This is a genomic window from Kitasatospora sp. NBC_00070, from assembly GCF_045041205.1.
GTDB lineage: Bacteria > Actinomycetota > Actinomycetes > Streptomycetales > Streptomycetaceae > Kitasatospora.
Window position 1 is genome coordinate 697,364 of record NZ_CP108248.1, and the last position, 13,594, is coordinate 710,957.

At 68.1% G+C, this 13,594-nt stretch carries 14 protein-coding genes; 7 read left to right on the top strand and 7 right to left on the bottom strand.

All coding sequences use genetic code 11. From position 1 onward, the window contains the following. Positions 1–81 precede the first annotated feature (81 nt). Positions 82–474, top strand: coding sequence for a hypothetical protein (locus OHV05_RS38060; protein WP_331731039.1), 393 nt, complete (start codon positions 82–84; stop codon positions 472–474). 41 nt (positions 475–515) lie between these two features. Here the strand turns inward: OHV05_RS38060 and OHV05_RS38065 are convergent, their stop codons facing one another. Beyond that, positions 516–782 (bottom strand): hypothetical protein, encoded by a 267-nt coding sequence (locus OHV05_RS38065; protein ID WP_405021732.1) that lies wholly within the window; start codon positions 780–782, stop codon positions 516–518. A 29-nt stretch (positions 783–811) separates the two neighbouring features. Beyond that, positions 812–1,117, bottom strand: coding sequence for a hypothetical protein (locus OHV05_RS38070; RefSeq protein ID WP_405021733.1), 306 nt, complete (start codon positions 1,115–1,117; stop codon positions 812–814). A gap of 273 nt (positions 1,118–1,390) precedes the next feature. Here OHV05_RS38070 and OHV05_RS38075 point away from each other — a divergent pair, with 273 nt between their 5' ends. Together OHV05_RS38075 and OHV05_RS38080 are read left to right on the top strand one after the other, a co-directional pair. After that, positions 1,391–2,101, top strand: a complete 711-nt coding sequence (locus OHV05_RS38075; RefSeq protein WP_331731042.1) for a hypothetical protein — start codon at positions 1,391–1,393, stop codon at positions 2,099–2,101. Beyond that, on the top strand, positions 2,088–2,777 hold the full coding sequence (locus OHV05_RS38080; RefSeq protein ID WP_331731043.1) for a class F sortase: 690 nt from the start codon (positions 2,088–2,090) through the stop codon (positions 2,775–2,777). The genes OHV05_RS38075 and OHV05_RS38080 overlap by 14 nt, the downstream gene beginning before the upstream one ends. Before the next feature lie 339 nt (positions 2,778–3,116). Here OHV05_RS38080 and OHV05_RS38085 read toward each other — a convergent pair whose 3' ends face one another. Beyond that, entirely contained in the window at positions 3,117–4,076 is a 960-nt protein-coding gene (locus OHV05_RS38085; protein ID WP_331731045.1) for a BMP family ABC transporter substrate-binding protein, read from the bottom strand. Between the two features lie 833 nt (positions 4,077–4,909). Between OHV05_RS38085 and OHV05_RS38090 the strand changes: the two genes are divergently transcribed. Then, entirely contained in the window at positions 4,910–5,188 is a 279-nt protein-coding gene (locus tag OHV05_RS38090; protein ID WP_331731046.1) for an STAS domain-containing protein, read from the top strand. A 619-nt stretch (positions 5,189–5,807) separates the two neighbouring features. On the opposite strand, the gene OHV05_RS38095 is transcribed toward OHV05_RS38090, so the two are convergent. Continuing rightward, positions 5,808–6,251 (bottom strand): hypothetical protein, encoded by a 444-nt coding sequence (locus tag OHV05_RS38095; RefSeq protein WP_405021734.1) that lies wholly within the window; start codon positions 6,249–6,251, stop codon positions 5,808–5,810. A 306-nt stretch (positions 6,252–6,557) separates the two neighbouring features. After that, the gene (locus OHV05_RS38100; RefSeq protein ID WP_331731050.1) at positions 6,558–6,728 is read right to left on the bottom strand and encodes a hypothetical protein; all 171 of its coding nucleotides are present in this window, start codon (positions 6,726–6,728) and stop codon (positions 6,558–6,560) included. A 1,343-nt stretch (positions 6,729–8,071) separates the two neighbouring features. On the opposite strand from OHV05_RS38100, the gene OHV05_RS38105 reads away from it, so the two are divergent. Further along, positions 8,072–9,016, top strand: coding sequence for a BMP family protein (locus OHV05_RS38105; RefSeq protein ID WP_405021735.1), 945 nt, complete (start codon positions 8,072–8,074; stop codon positions 9,014–9,016). Positions 9,017–9,136: 120 nt separating this feature from the next. Here OHV05_RS38105 and OHV05_RS38110 read toward each other — a convergent pair whose 3' ends face one another. Both OHV05_RS38110 and OHV05_RS38115 read right to left on the bottom strand, forming a co-directional pair. Continuing rightward, positions 9,137–9,379 carry a hypothetical protein gene (locus OHV05_RS38110; RefSeq protein ID WP_331731054.1) on the bottom strand — a complete coding sequence of 81 codons (243 nt, stop codon included), beginning with the start codon at positions 9,377–9,379 and terminating at the stop codon, positions 9,137–9,139. Positions 9,380–9,824: 445 nt separating this feature from the next. Further along, the gene (locus OHV05_RS38115) at positions 9,825–9,971 is read right to left on the bottom strand and encodes a hypothetical protein (RefSeq protein WP_331731055.1); all 147 of its coding nucleotides are present in this window, start codon (positions 9,969–9,971) and stop codon (positions 9,825–9,827) included. A 497-nt stretch (positions 9,972–10,468) separates the two neighbouring features. Between OHV05_RS38115 and OHV05_RS38120 the strand changes: the two genes are divergently transcribed. Both OHV05_RS38120 and OHV05_RS38125 read left to right on the top strand, forming a co-directional pair. Continuing rightward, the gene (locus tag OHV05_RS38120) at positions 10,469–12,040 is read left to right on the top strand and encodes a Na+/H+ antiporter (RefSeq protein WP_331731057.1); all 1,572 of its coding nucleotides are present in this window, start codon (positions 10,469–10,471) and stop codon (positions 12,038–12,040) included. A gap of 478 nt (positions 12,041–12,518) precedes the next feature. After that, positions 12,519–13,313 (top strand): VOC family protein, encoded by a 795-nt coding sequence (locus OHV05_RS38125; protein WP_331731060.1) that lies wholly within the window; start codon positions 12,519–12,521, stop codon positions 13,311–13,313. The last annotated feature ends 281 nt before the right edge of the window (positions 13,314–13,594 follow it).

Genomic DNA, 13,594 nt, shown 5'->3' on the forward strand with positions numbered 1-13,594 from the left:
ACGGCCACGGCCCCCCGCGGGCCCTCCGCCGTCTGCAGCCACCGCAGGTGCACCAGCGAGGCATCGCGCAGGCTGGAGGACATGACCAGCGAACTCGACACCGTGATCGTGATCCGCCTGGAGGGGCCGGCCGCCGCCCGCGAAGCGGTCAAGCAGCACCTCGGGGCCGACCTGCTGCTGCACATGAGCGGCTGGTTCCGCAGCATCCACCGCGGGAGGGCCGCAACCGGCGACCCGGATCACGAGATCCACTGGCTCAGGGCCCACCTGACCGACCGGGTCAGCTCACACGTCGAATACCCCGCCGAGCCCATCGGCACCCTGTGGGTAGAGCTCGGCGGACCGGACGATCTGGTGGCCAGGGCCGACGCCCTGTTCCGAAAGTGCTACTGGTGCGGCCCGCCGGAGGGCGGCGGCGCCCTCGGGAACGACATCCGCTTCGAGGTCGACCCGGCGCGCTCCCCGGCAGGCTGACCCCACCGACGGACAGACCGGACCGCAACCCGGCGGCGCCGTCATGGGCCAGCGACGATCCAGGTGACAAACACCGCCCCCGCACCGTCGTTCACCCGGTAGACGAGGCTGACCCGTCTCTTCCCGCCGGCACTCGGAGCGGAGGGCGCGGTGTAGTCGTCGACGCCGGGCACAGCACCACCGGGCACCGGAATGCCCAGCCTGGGATGTGCGGCGAGCCTTCCGACGAGCTTCTCCACCACGTCCAACTCGTCAGGCCGCAAAGCGGCCAGGGCCTCCTCGGCAGCATCAGAGAGAAAGACATGCACTGGCACAGGCTCCTGAGCGGGCCGCCCAGTCACCCGGCACCGCCGGCCGCGCGGGCTCGGGAAAAGGCAGCAGCAGCCAAGGTCCACCGCCGCCCGCCGATCGGCACGGCCAGCGAAGCCATCGCACCCGGAGTGTTGCGCAGGGCAAGGCGATGACGGTACGCGGAAACCACCTCGGCCACCGCAGCGAGGTCCCCGGCGCCCGTCGCGTCGAGAGCCTGCTCGAACCGTTCCCCGTCGCCAGGCAGCCCATACCGGGCCAGCACAGTCCGCAACTCGCTCAAGGTGACCGGCTTCGGCACACCCGGAGTCTGGCGGTCGGATTGGACGGTCACCCACTCCTCCTCGGCCATGGCCCGCCCGCCGCACCGGCGGATTCACACGACCGACGCTAGCCGTCCGCCGACAGACAGCGGGCCAGATGTCGCTCTGACGGCCCACTTTCCGCATTCTCCTGCGGAAACCACCGGCCATACCCCAAACGCATGGGCCGATGGGCTGAAAAGCCCACCGCGCGATGCGTGGCTCCCATCGCTACGCCGACCAACGGTCCACCCTCGGACCTTGTCGGCTGCCGATCGCCCAACCCACCAGCCTTGGAGCCAGCAATGACCCCGCCCCGCCTCCTAAGCCGCACGTCGCGTCGCGCCGGCGTCCTCGCCGCCGCGACCCTCGCCGCAATTCTCGCGGCACCCGCCTACCCGGCGTCCGCCGCACCGGGCGACAACGGTGACGTCAAGATCCACAAGGACACCACCCCCACCGACGACCAGAGCGACGAGCCCAAGGTCTGTCACTTCTACCTGAGCGCCTTCAACTTCGACAGCATCCAGCAGGTCTCCTGGACCCTCGACCAGCAGCCACCCACCGGCAACGCCCAGGTACTCGCCGGTCAGCTCGTCCTGGCCAACAACGGCACCGGCCGTTCGGCCGACCTCACCCTCCCAGACGGCCACTACAAGCTGACCTGGACATTCCAGGGCGAGAAGGGGGACGCCAAGCACAAGGTGTTCAAGGTGGAGTGCCCCGAAAACAGCCCGTCCCCCTCACCCACCCCGCCCCCGATGGCATCCCCCTCACCCAGCGCATCCTCCTCCAGCACCCCGTCCTCCTCCAGCACCCCCTCACAAGCGGTAAGCACAGGCACCCCCAGCCCCAGCCCGGCAAAGCTCCCGGCCGGCGGCGTCGCCGCAGGCGAGGGAGGTGCGAGCAGCGACCAGAACTACGCCGAGATCCTGGTAGGCACCACCGTTGCCGCCGCCGCCGGCTGGTTCGCCCTGCGCACCCGCCGCCGCGCACGGCGCAATGACGCGCGCTGACCACCAGCCACACCACCGTGGTGCCGCCCTCCTGCGGGTCGGCACCACGGCACTCGTGCTGTCCGTCGGTGCATGGCTCATCCACGACGGCTTCACCGCCACCCACCCGCCCCAGCCAGCCGCAGCCGCAGCCGCCCAGCCCGCCACGGCGCCCACGGCCCCGACCGAACGGCCCAGCCAGCCACACACCCCGCCGACCCTCACCGGCCCCGAACTCCCGCCCTCAGACCCCGTACGGCTGCGCATCCCCGACATCTCAGTGGACGCACCCTTCGTCCCCCTCGGCCTCGACAGCCGAGGCGAGCTCACCACCCCTCCCACCGGCCGGCGTAACGTCCTCGGGTGGTACAGCGGCGGCACCTCGCCCGGCGCACAAGGCACCGCCGTCGTCGTCGGACACGTCGACGACAGCCATGGCCCAGCCGTCCTCTACCGGCTCGGACTACTGCGCCCCGGTCACACCATCACGGTCACCCGGCAGGACAGGCGCACCGCCACCTTCACCGTCGACGCCGTCCGCTCCCACCCGAAGGACGGCTTCCCGGCCCAGGCCGTCTACGCCCCCACCGGCCGTGCCGAACTCCGCGTCATCACCTGCGGCGGCCACTACGACCCCCGCACCGGCTACGACGCCAACACCGTTGTCTACGCCCACCTGACCAGCGTCAGGCCGTGAGCTGCGCTCTGAGGCCGGCTCACTGTCTCCGCCCGGCATCGCCTTGCCGTGCTCAGCCCGCCCCAAAAGCGGCTGTTCACTTGAGGGAGGCCCATTGCCAACCGGACCGGCCTGTGGCGTTGCACAGGCGGGCCACCGCACGATCTTCAGGAGTCCACGCAACCCGCTCCCATCGCCGGTACGCCCCGCAGATGGAGGGCTTGGGCGCACTCGTCCCCCCGGAGGCTGCCGAGCATTTTGGATGGCTGGGCCCCAGCGCACAGCCGCGCTTCAGCGACGCCGACGGCCGGCCGGTGGGGACAGAACCGCCGAGTGGCGCCCGATGGAACGCTGGCCTTGTCAGGGACCGGCCTTCGGCTGGTTCGGGGACGAGATCGTGATCCCGCCGCTGATGATGCCCTGCCGGACGACCGAGAGCTCGGCCACCAGACTTGAGGGCACCTTGTCCTCGTAGTCGTGGAACGGCGCCAGGTCAGTGCTCTTGTTCGCCAGGTCACCGATGAACTTGGCGGCGTTGAAGTCGCCCTTCGCGGCCTTGTCCACCACGGTGCTCACAGTGCTCGAGATGTCCCTGACGATGGAGGTGAGGAACACCGACCGGTAGTCGGGGTTGGAGAAGTAGCCATCGGTATCAGTCCAGATCACGCTCAGTTTGCCCCCGCTGTCGAGCGCCTGCTCCAGGGCCCCCTTCCCAGTACCTCCCGCCACCGGGAGGACGATGTCCGCTCCTTCGTCCTGGAACCGCTTGGTGATCTGACGTCCGCCCTCGATGTCGGTGAAGCTCTGGCCCGGGGCAAACGTCCCGTTCTGGGACGGGACGTCCCAGCCCAGGATCTTGACGTCCTTCTGGTGTTCCTTGTTGTAGTAGGTCACGCCCTCCCAGAAGCCGTCCATCTTGATCCGGACACTCTCGAAGTTCGCCCCGCCGAACGTCGCGACCTTCCCGGTCTTCGTCATGCCGGCCGCGAGGTACCCGGCCAGGAACGCCGACTGGGCCGTATTGAACTGGATCCCTTTGATCCCCGGGGGAGTGGAGTTCCCATCGAACAGAATATATTTCTGAGAAGGGTGCAGCTTTGCTGACTCGATCGCCGCATTCGTCATCGCCACACCAACGGCGACAATAAGATCGCACCCACCGGACGCGTAAGCCTCGATGTGCTTGAAGTAGTCGTCCCTCGTCACCGAAGTCACCTGCTGGACTTCAATCGTCTTGTTGACCGAGGCTGCCTGCTTCAGTCCCGCGTATGCCTCGAAGTTGAAAGAATGGTCCTGCAGGCCGCCGGTATCCGAGACCATACAACCTCTGAAAGCCTGAGGCGTGGAGCCACCGGAACAGGAGGAGACAAGCAGGACCGCGACAGCCAAAGGACCTACCGCAGATCTTTTCAGCATGCCACTCCCCAACGATCGAGCGAGTAATTCCAGGTCCTGATGACACGCTAGCCATCCACAGGACGGTCCCCAACAGGGCACGGAGCAGCCTTTCAGGCAGACCCGCCCGCCCTGTCCGACACACTGGCCGGGTTCTCGGGCGGTGGTGCGTTGGGAGCGGACGGGTGGCGGTGACGGCTGGTTGACGGTGTCCGGCTGTGGGAGGGGCAGGCGGAGCATGGCATGTCCGCGGCCTGAAAATTTCCCTGCTCCGGGCACTATCGGTTCTTCCAGGGTGGGGGCTAGCATTCCGATCACGGTGGTCCCGCCGCCTCCGAGAACGGCGGGACCACCGCACTGGAAAGCCGCCGGAGAGGCCGCTTCGACGGATTTCTTCCGGGCGGCGCACTGAACCGTTCTGCGTGATTAGGAAGCAACGCCGGGAAATGACCGGCCGGGCATCGGGGCCACCCCGCGCCCGGTACGGGTTCCGCCAGTCTTTGTGCCGGCCAGAGGGCGGATTCCGATGAGAGCGCCGCCTCTGTGGCGACCCGCACCTGGAGCCCGGTCAGGCAGCGGCACGCCCGCTGCCACTGGCCTGCTGCTGGTGAAGCGCTGACCGGTCAGCCGCCTGCGAAACCGAGGGAGGTTAGGTGTCTGTTCTTCATACCGGCACTCGCTGTCCGGTCCAGGATTTCCCTCCCGCTGCCGGGCAGGCCGGCGTCACACTCCAGCCGTCCGCCACGGGTTCTGGCCGGGTGCGGGCAGCCGTCGCCGGGGAGGTCGACCTGTCCAGCGCTCCCGCTCTCCGCGAGTACCTGACTGCTGCTCTGGACGGTGCCGCAGGGCTGGAACTCGACCTGGCCGCCGTCACGTTCATCGACTGCCGCGGCCTGGCCGTCCTCATCCACCTGCACGGGCGGGCCCAGAAGACCGGCAAGGACCTCCAGCTGACGGCCGCCAGCCGGCACGTCATCCGGCTCCTCCACCTTTCCGGAACCAGCGCTCTCCTGACGGGACCAGACCTGTCGCTGTAATACAACGTCTTCAGCAACTGGGGGCGGAAGTGTGCTCCACACCGGGCATGTCTGATGAGACACCAGTCCTACGAGGTACCGGAAGCGCTTGCGCTCCCTCTCGCAGACCGGCTGCCAAAGCCAGCCTGAGCCGGCAAGTGGATGGCCAGACGCCGAATGAGAACAGGACCAGGGCAGCGCTGCCGGGCCGTAACACCGCGCGGGCCAACACCTGGTAAACCGGTCCGGCTCTGGACCGCTGCCACACCAACCACCTCGCCCGACTCGAACCCAGCCTCGCCGCGCAACCCGATGGGCACGGTGATTTCGCCGGTCATAAGGGCACCGCGTCATCGGTGAGCGCGGGCGCCGGGGTTGGTCTGTCGGTGACGTGGATGTTCTCGGCCCTGCGGTGGGTTCCGGTGAGATTGGGAGCCACTGATCGAGCGACCTTTCCCGGCTGGGGCGGAGTTCGGGGTGATGAAGTCCCGTGATGCCGCTACTACTTGTGGCTGCGGGCCCGCCGGCTGCCTCCCTGACAAGTCGCGGTCGGGGTCCGCTCCGAGTACTCCCGGCGATCGCCGGTGTGCGTCGGCTCCTTCACCGTGAGTGCATCGATGGTCGGCCGTGGCAGTACGGATCAGCTGTCAGGCCAGGTCTCCAGCGCATAGCGGGCGGAGAGCGTGTCGAGCGGCATCACGTGCTTGCCGGCCCGACTCTCCGACTGAACCAACGCGTAGTGCCCCACCTCGCTGTCACAGCTCACCGAGATGATCGTGAGCCGGTCCGGCGGGGACGCCTCGTCCGTACAAACCCAGACCTGCTGCGGCGCCGCAAGGACATAGACACACGATCCGGCAGAGATGTCACCGGCCAGACGGATGGCGGCGGCGTCGGGCAGTCGGTCAAGCTCCTGGAGTCGGCGATGGTAGGCCTCGACAGCCCTGGCCCTCGGAGTTGGCAACACTGGCATGCGTTCTTCCTCATGGACTCCCGGGGGCCGGCTTTGAGACTGACCCACAACGCTGAGGAGAACATCTTGCAGGGCACCGTGGGCCTGGCCAGCGACCTGATCGCTCGTCATACGGGCACGGTGCCCTTCCTCGGCGCCTGCCTGTAGGGGCCCGTCCGAGCTGACCATCTCGGGCCGGAGAGGAGTCCTTCCTGGGTGGCCTGGTAGCGGTAGGAGTCGGTGCCGGTCCGGATGAGCGTGCAGCCCGAAGGTCTTGTCCCACTCGTCCGGTGAACGGTGAGTCCGAGGCCACGGCGGTGGCCTTGTATTCACCGTGTTCGACGAAGATCTGGAACAGCAGTTTGGCGCCCTTGCGGTCCAGGCGGAGGCAGCCGAACTCGTTCAGACACAGAAGGTCGATCTTGCTGCGACGGGCGATCACGAAGGACGGGCAGCGGCCGGCGTCCGCTTCAGCGAGTTCGACCCGCAACAGGTCGAGGAGGAACTGCTTGTAGGTGGCTGCTCGCGCAGGGCGGTGGCGGCGGGCTCGATGAACCGGTTGCGGAAGGCCGGGAGCTTCAGGTCCCGGCAGGCATCGTCGATGAGCATGTCCTCCGGGGCGCCGGGCAGGGACATCCGCGGGGCGGGAGCCGGTCGTACGTGCCCATGTCGGGCAGCGCGGTGCGCAGATCCGGTGGCAGCTGATGCGCGTGCAGTGAGATCGCCTGGCACCCGCTCCGGCGGTGGTGCGGCCGCTGCGGCAGGTACCGGCGACTCCAGTGCCTGCCGAACCGTGCGCCGCGACACCTTGAACGGGGCCGTGAGTTCCCGCCCGAACAGCCCCTGCTCACGCCGGGCCCGCCGGATCAGATCGAACAACACCTCCGAGACCTGTCACAGACCATCACACGAGGTGGAGCCCGAGGTCACCGGACAACCGCCGGTGCCCGGACCCGCCGAAACGCGGTCCCAGCCACCCCGAAAAACTCAGGCACAAGGTCAGCCGCAACCTGCCCCGGCTCGCAGTGGGCTGTTCTTGTGATCAGGTCGCATTGCCGGACAAGGACTGGTGAGGCCTGGCGCACTGGTGGATCAAGATGGAAGGGTGGTGGCCACGGCGGGTTCATTCCTGGCGGGTCTTCGCGCATACCGGTCCAGCCAGGGATCCTGATCGCGTGAGTGGCGGGCCCACTTGGATGGTTCGATCGTGCGTTAACGGACTGAGTTCAGTCAGTCCGTTCCGGAAGTTGAGGACCACCACAGGTCACGCTCGCGGGCATCGGGCGCTGAGGGATTGGGTTGCCCTCACACCACTCGGTGGTCCTCAACTCCCACGCCGGCGGTGGGCCAGAGCGGGCAATCCCCACGACATTCCGACTCCGTGCATGCCCGCCGACTCCCACCAGCACGCCTCAAGGCCCGTGAATGAAGCGAGCATGCCAGATTTGGGCGCAGGGGCCAGTTGTGTCCGTATGGAGTAGGCCGATATGCGGCCTGAATGGCCGGCGTGTTCGGCTGGCAATGGCTGGTAGGCCGTCCGCAAGAGCCCGCTTTTCAAACACCATCACCACAGGTCAGAGCCATGATCGCGGATTGGTTGGGGAATGCATCCGTTCGCATGGCCGTCACGATGACGGGTTTGCGAACGGATGCTGTGGGTTCTCTGAGGCCGGTAGGGGCGTTGGGGGAGTGGTGTTCGGTGTTGTCAGGCAGGGCTTGGCGGCTGGCGCGAAGAGGCAGGTCAGGGGTGGGGCATGGTGCCCGGGGGCCGGCGTGATTGACCGCCGTGGAGCGGTTCGGGGTTTCTAACCTGAGGGTGGACCACTGTCGCGCCCATGCAGGGGGCCTTTCTCATGCACAGGTACGGAATCCTCGTCCCGCTTGCCGGGGTCCTCGCGTTGTTGGCCGACTCCTGTGCGCAGGGGGCGGGGCCCGGCGGGTTCGAGGTGTGCATGGTGTCGGACACCGGGGGCTTACAGGACCACTCGTTCAACTACGAGGCCTACGCGGGGATGCAGCAGGCGGCCGCCGTGAACAAAGACATCCGCACGCGGCAGGTCACGGCGCCCTCGTCCGCCGACTATCTGTCCCTCATCGACGCTTACGCCTCAGCTGACTGCGACCTGGTCGTGGCGGCCGGGGTGGCGATGACCGAAGCCACGCGCGAATCAGCGAAGAAGCATTCGGGTCGCCACTACGCCCTGGTCGACGGGAAGTCGGCACCGCCGAACGTCAAGGGGGTGCAGATCAACGCCGCCCAGTCCGCGTTTTTGGCCGGCTACCTGGCGGCCGCCATGACGAAGACCGGCACCGTCGGCACGTTCGGTGGGGCGGACATCGAGAGCGTGAAGATCAAGATGGACGGCTTCTGGGAAGGCGTGGCCCACTACAACACCGAGCACCGGAGCACGGTCAGGGTGCTGGGCTGGGACGAACCCTCCCAGCGGGGAACGCTGTCCGGGAACTTCAACGACCCCGACGGAGGCCGCAGAATCGCGGCCGACATGCGGGACAACGGAGCGGACGTCATCCTCGCGGTCGCCGGCTCCACCGGCAAGGGCGCACTCGACCAAGCCCTTGCCAGCAGTGGGAAGCTCGCCATGATCTGGACCGAGAGCGACGGCTACATCACCAACCCCGACCACGGCTCCGTCATCCTGACCTCCATCCTCCGCGACGTCTCCAGCACTGTCAGCACCGTCGTCAGCGAGGCGGCCGCCGGCCGCTTCGACACCACTCCGTTCATCGGTGACCTCGCCAACCATTCCACCGACCTCGCCCCCTTCCACGACTACACCCCCCAAGTGCCCGCGAGCCTGATCAACGAACTCACCGTCCTGCGCCAGGCGGTCATCAACGGAAGCATCAAGATCACTTCACCGAACCAGCCGTCCTGACCATCACTCAACCCGGTTCCACGAGCGTGTCTTGTGCGGCCCGACGGGGCAGGCCGGGGCGATCAGGCCGCACAAGACCGACGGGGAGAGCGCTCTCGTAGTACCAGCGCAGCTGCGCGGTCACCGCCGTCGTGGCCTCGGACAGCACGCGGCCGCCGCTGCCGTGCCCGAGCAGGACCACGCGCTCCTCAGCACCCAGACCAGCTCGGCGGCCCGCACCAGCGACAGCGGACGGTGCGTCAGCTCGGCCAGCACCAGGTCCAGAGCGAGCCCGCCGCCCTGCTGCAGCTCCAGCCCCTCGTCCCGGCCATGCTCGGCCGGCAGCACCGCGAGGAGCACCACCGCCTGGCGGCGCTGCTCCACCGCGCCCTCCAACCGGACCAGCAGCTCGTCGGCGGCAGCCAGACAGAACTCCCCACGTGGAGGAGCGCGTTTGCAGGTTGGTCTCGGTCATCTGCGCACCCCACCCACCGCCACGACTCGAAGTCGCCGTCGGCGACTGGCCCAGCATCCAGCTCCGCCTGGAGGCCACCCACCGGGCCTGGACCGGTGCCGGCCAGGGCCACGGCCGCCTGAAGGCCCGTCAGGTCCGTATCGGTCGGCCAGACGCTGGCGCGCAGCAGCTGGGCGAGATCGGTCGGGGTGGTGGTGGAGACGAACCTGCCGCACATGCGCTCCATGGTGCCGCGGCAGGCCGTCCGGTGCCCGGTTGGCCCGCCGGGACGTTCACGCCTGGGCTCCCGGAGCCTGGAGCTGCGGGACCCCCGTCGGTAGGGGTTTGGGGAGCTGACGTTCCGCCAGGTCGAAGTCACCGGCCGAGGTCGGTCCCCCGCTGTCGCTGCGGTGCCGCGGCGAGCTTCCCGCAGGCCTGTTCGGCGTGCTCGGCGGGGGCGAACAGGGTGTCGGCGAGGCGGGCCGGACAGGCACGCAGGGACGGACGCCCGGCTGCGGTCACACGAAAACCCACCCGCCTCACCCGGGATGTAAAACTCACCGAGGTACCGATGCGGCCCAGAAATTCAGGCCCCATGGGATCGCCTGCATTTCACGCACACCGCAACGGCCCGGAAACGCGCGCCCCTCCACCGGAGCCGACTGGAGGCAACCAGGGAGCCACAGACCTGGCGCCGGAACCGCTGGGCACGGCCACTCCGGACTGGCACAGGTGACGCCCCGAGGACCAGAGCCGCGCTACGCGGCCAGGACCAACTCGTAGCGGCTGCCCACACCGAAGACGAACCGAAACCAGTTGGCCGCAGCCTGCAGCCACGACGCGTACCGACTGCCGCTTTGCCATCCGCACATCCGAAACCCCGGCGTCGCTTCGGAAGACCAAGGCGGTCCAGCCCGGCAAACCAGGCAAGGCCCCACCAACGGCTGCTGCAATGCGGAGCCTATGCTGTCCCGGAATCCGGCGGACGTATTTCCCGTACTACTGAGAGGTTCTACTCCGTGGGCCAGCTGTCGCTTCTCTTCCTGGTACTGCTCGCCTCCGTGGTGACCATACCGCTGGCCCCCCGGATCGGGGTTCCACAACCCGTCCTGATGACGCTCCTCGGGATCGTGATGGCGGTGATCCCGCAGATCCCGAACGTGCAGATCAAGCCGGAACTGATCCTGCCGCTACTACTACCCCCACTGATCTTCGCGGCGGCCCGGCGATCCTCCTCGCACTACTTCAAGGCGAACTTCCGCTCCATCCTGCTGCTCGCAGTGGCTCTGGTGATCATCACCACCACGGCAGTGGCAGGTGTCTTCACAGTGCTGGTGCCAGCCGTGCCACTCGCTGCCGCGGTCGCGCTCGGCGCACTGGTCTCGCCGCCCGACCCGGTAGCGGCGGTAGCGGTGGCCGGCCCAGCCGGTCTGCCGCGACGGCTCGTCGCGGTACTCGAAAGCGAGGGCCTGTTCAACGACGTCACCGCGATCGTCATCTACTCACTGGCGGTCGAGGTACTGGTGGGCGGCACATTCACCCTGGAGTACGCGGTCTGGCGCTTCCTGCTCTCCGCCGTGGTTGCGATTGCGGTCGGGGTGGGGCTCGGCTGGGCCAACACGAAGCTGGCCAGACAGCTCGACGACCCGTCCCAGCAGGTGGCGCTGAACCTGCTGGTCCCATTCGCCGCCTACACCCTGGCCGAGCAGGCACACGGCTCCGGCGTACTCGCGGTAGTGGTGTGCGCGCTCTACCTGGCAGACAGGGCCGCCGACGCCGACGAGGTCGCCTACCGACTGGTCGGGAACGCGTTCTGGAAAATCGTCGAAACCCTGGTCACCGGCGTCGCGTTCGGACTGATCGGACTGGAACTCTCCACCGTACTAGCCGATGTCACAGACACCTGGCAGGGCATGATCGGCGAGACAGCGACCGTGATCGCTGTGGTGGTGCTGATCCGACTGATCTGGCTGCTCCCGGCGGCCTGGCTCTCCCGACGAGTCAGCCGCAGCAAGGAGAACAACACCCCGATCTCCTGGCGGGAAACCGTGGTCCTGTGGTGGTCCGGGATGCGCGGGGTGGCAACTGTCGCACTCGCGCTCGGCACCCCGCTCACCACCCACGCCGGGACCGACTTCCCAGGCCGCGCCGAGATCGTCTTCATCGCATTCAGCGTGGTGCTGTTCACCCTGATCGTCCAGGGACTCATGCTCCCGCTGGTCATACGACTACTCAGACCGGGCAGTGGTCACGACCAGCACGAACAAGCCCTCCAACTCCTGTGGTGGCGGGCGGCGAAGGCAGGGCTCGCCCGGCTCGGCGAACTGGAGAACGAGCTACCGTCCGAGCTGACCGAGCGGCTGCGCCAACGCCAGCATGACCGCCTCGCCCAGCTCTGCCCGGACCGGTACGAAGAAGAGGCCCAGCAACGCGGCGCGAAATGGCGGGCCGCATTCGAGGTCGAACAGGAGATGATCGCAGCCTCCCGCCGCGAAGTGCTGACCGCACGCGGCGAAGCCGACACCGATCCTGAGATCGCCGACCAGGTGCTGCACCGACTCGACCTCCAGTCAGCTCGTACTCGCAGGTGAACCGCTCCGGGGCCGCTCAAGACATCAGGGGTGCGGCAGTCTCGTCGGTGGGCGGTCGTTCACCCGCAGCGGAGCACCTCCACCGGGTCGGCGTGGCGGCCGGTGGAGGTGCTCGTGGCGGCTGTTGCCCGGCGGCCACTGCTCTCGCCCGTCCGTCTCAGCCGCCAGTTCGGCCATGGACTGCCAGGCTTCCGCAACCAGCGCGGCGGCCCGCATCCGCCCACGCGCCTCGCGGACGCTCTCGTCGACCAGAGAACCGGCTCCGTCGAACCTGCCGGCATCCACTACTCCGAGCAGCCGGTCACCATACCGGTCCGGATGACATCGCCAACGCCATCGCCGCTGTCATAGGCACGCGCCGGGTTTCGTGCGCCCACCACATGGGTGAAGCGCGCCGCTGCCCCGGGGTGTGGGCACGCGGGTAGGCGATTGATGGGCATCGTGGGGGTCCGGATCACACATTCCCTTGGAGGGCTTCATGCTCGGCACGGATTTCCGGACCGGATCGCCCAACTGGCTCGACCTCGGCAGCCCCGACACCAAGGCGGCCGCCTCCTTCTATCAGCAGGTCTTCCAGTGGGAGTTCGTCTCCGCTGGCCCCGACACCGGTGACTACGGGTTCTTCCAGCTCAACGGCAAGACGGTCGCCGCGATGGGCCCGCTCACCGAACAAGGCGCCACCTCCGCGTGGATGCCCCACTTCCACAGCCCCGACCTCGAGGCCACCACCAGCGCCGTCCGCGCGGGTGGCGGGAAGGTCCGGGTGGAGCCCATGGACGTGATGGAGCAGGGCCGCCTCGCGCAGTACACCGACCCGCAGGGTGCCGAGTTCGCCTGCTGGCAGCCTGCCAAGACCGCAGGGCTGGAGCTGGCCTCCGCCGAGAACTCCTTGGTCTGGGTGGAGCTTCAGGTCCCGGACCCGGCCGAGGCCATCACCTTCTACGCCTCCCTCTTCGGATGGCGCCACTCCCGCATGCCGGCCCCCGGGATGCCGTACGAGGTGCTCAGCATCGCCGACGGCGACCAGGAGGAAGGCTCCTTCGGCGGGATCGCCCCGCAGGGCGAGGGAATGGGCCTGGGCACCAAGGACGTGCCGCGGTGGGTCCCGTACTTCCACGTCACCGACGTCGACAACACCATCGCCATCATCAAGAACAACGGCGGCAAGGTCCTCATGGCACCGGCGGACGTGCCCCAGGTCGGCCGGATCGCCTGGACCAGCGACCCCGACGGAGCTCTGTTCGCCCTCCTCAAGCCCGACCCCCGGATGTAACAACCACGCGGGCAGGTCCCTGCCGAAGGCGCTCCGGTCGGGGGTGCCCGACCGGAGCGGTACAGGTCGCAGACCCAGTACCCAGCCCCGATCCCGTGAACTCCCGCCAAGGGCACTGAGCCCTCTGAACAGTCGCCCTCCGGCACCCCAACACCGACGATGTCCGGTGCTAGCGACAGCTCCGGCGACGCGTGCCACGGCGCGTTGCAGTCCGAACCCCTGACCGTATCCGGCCAGGACGGCAGCCACCCACAACCAGCACTACAGCCGCACCCAGCGGG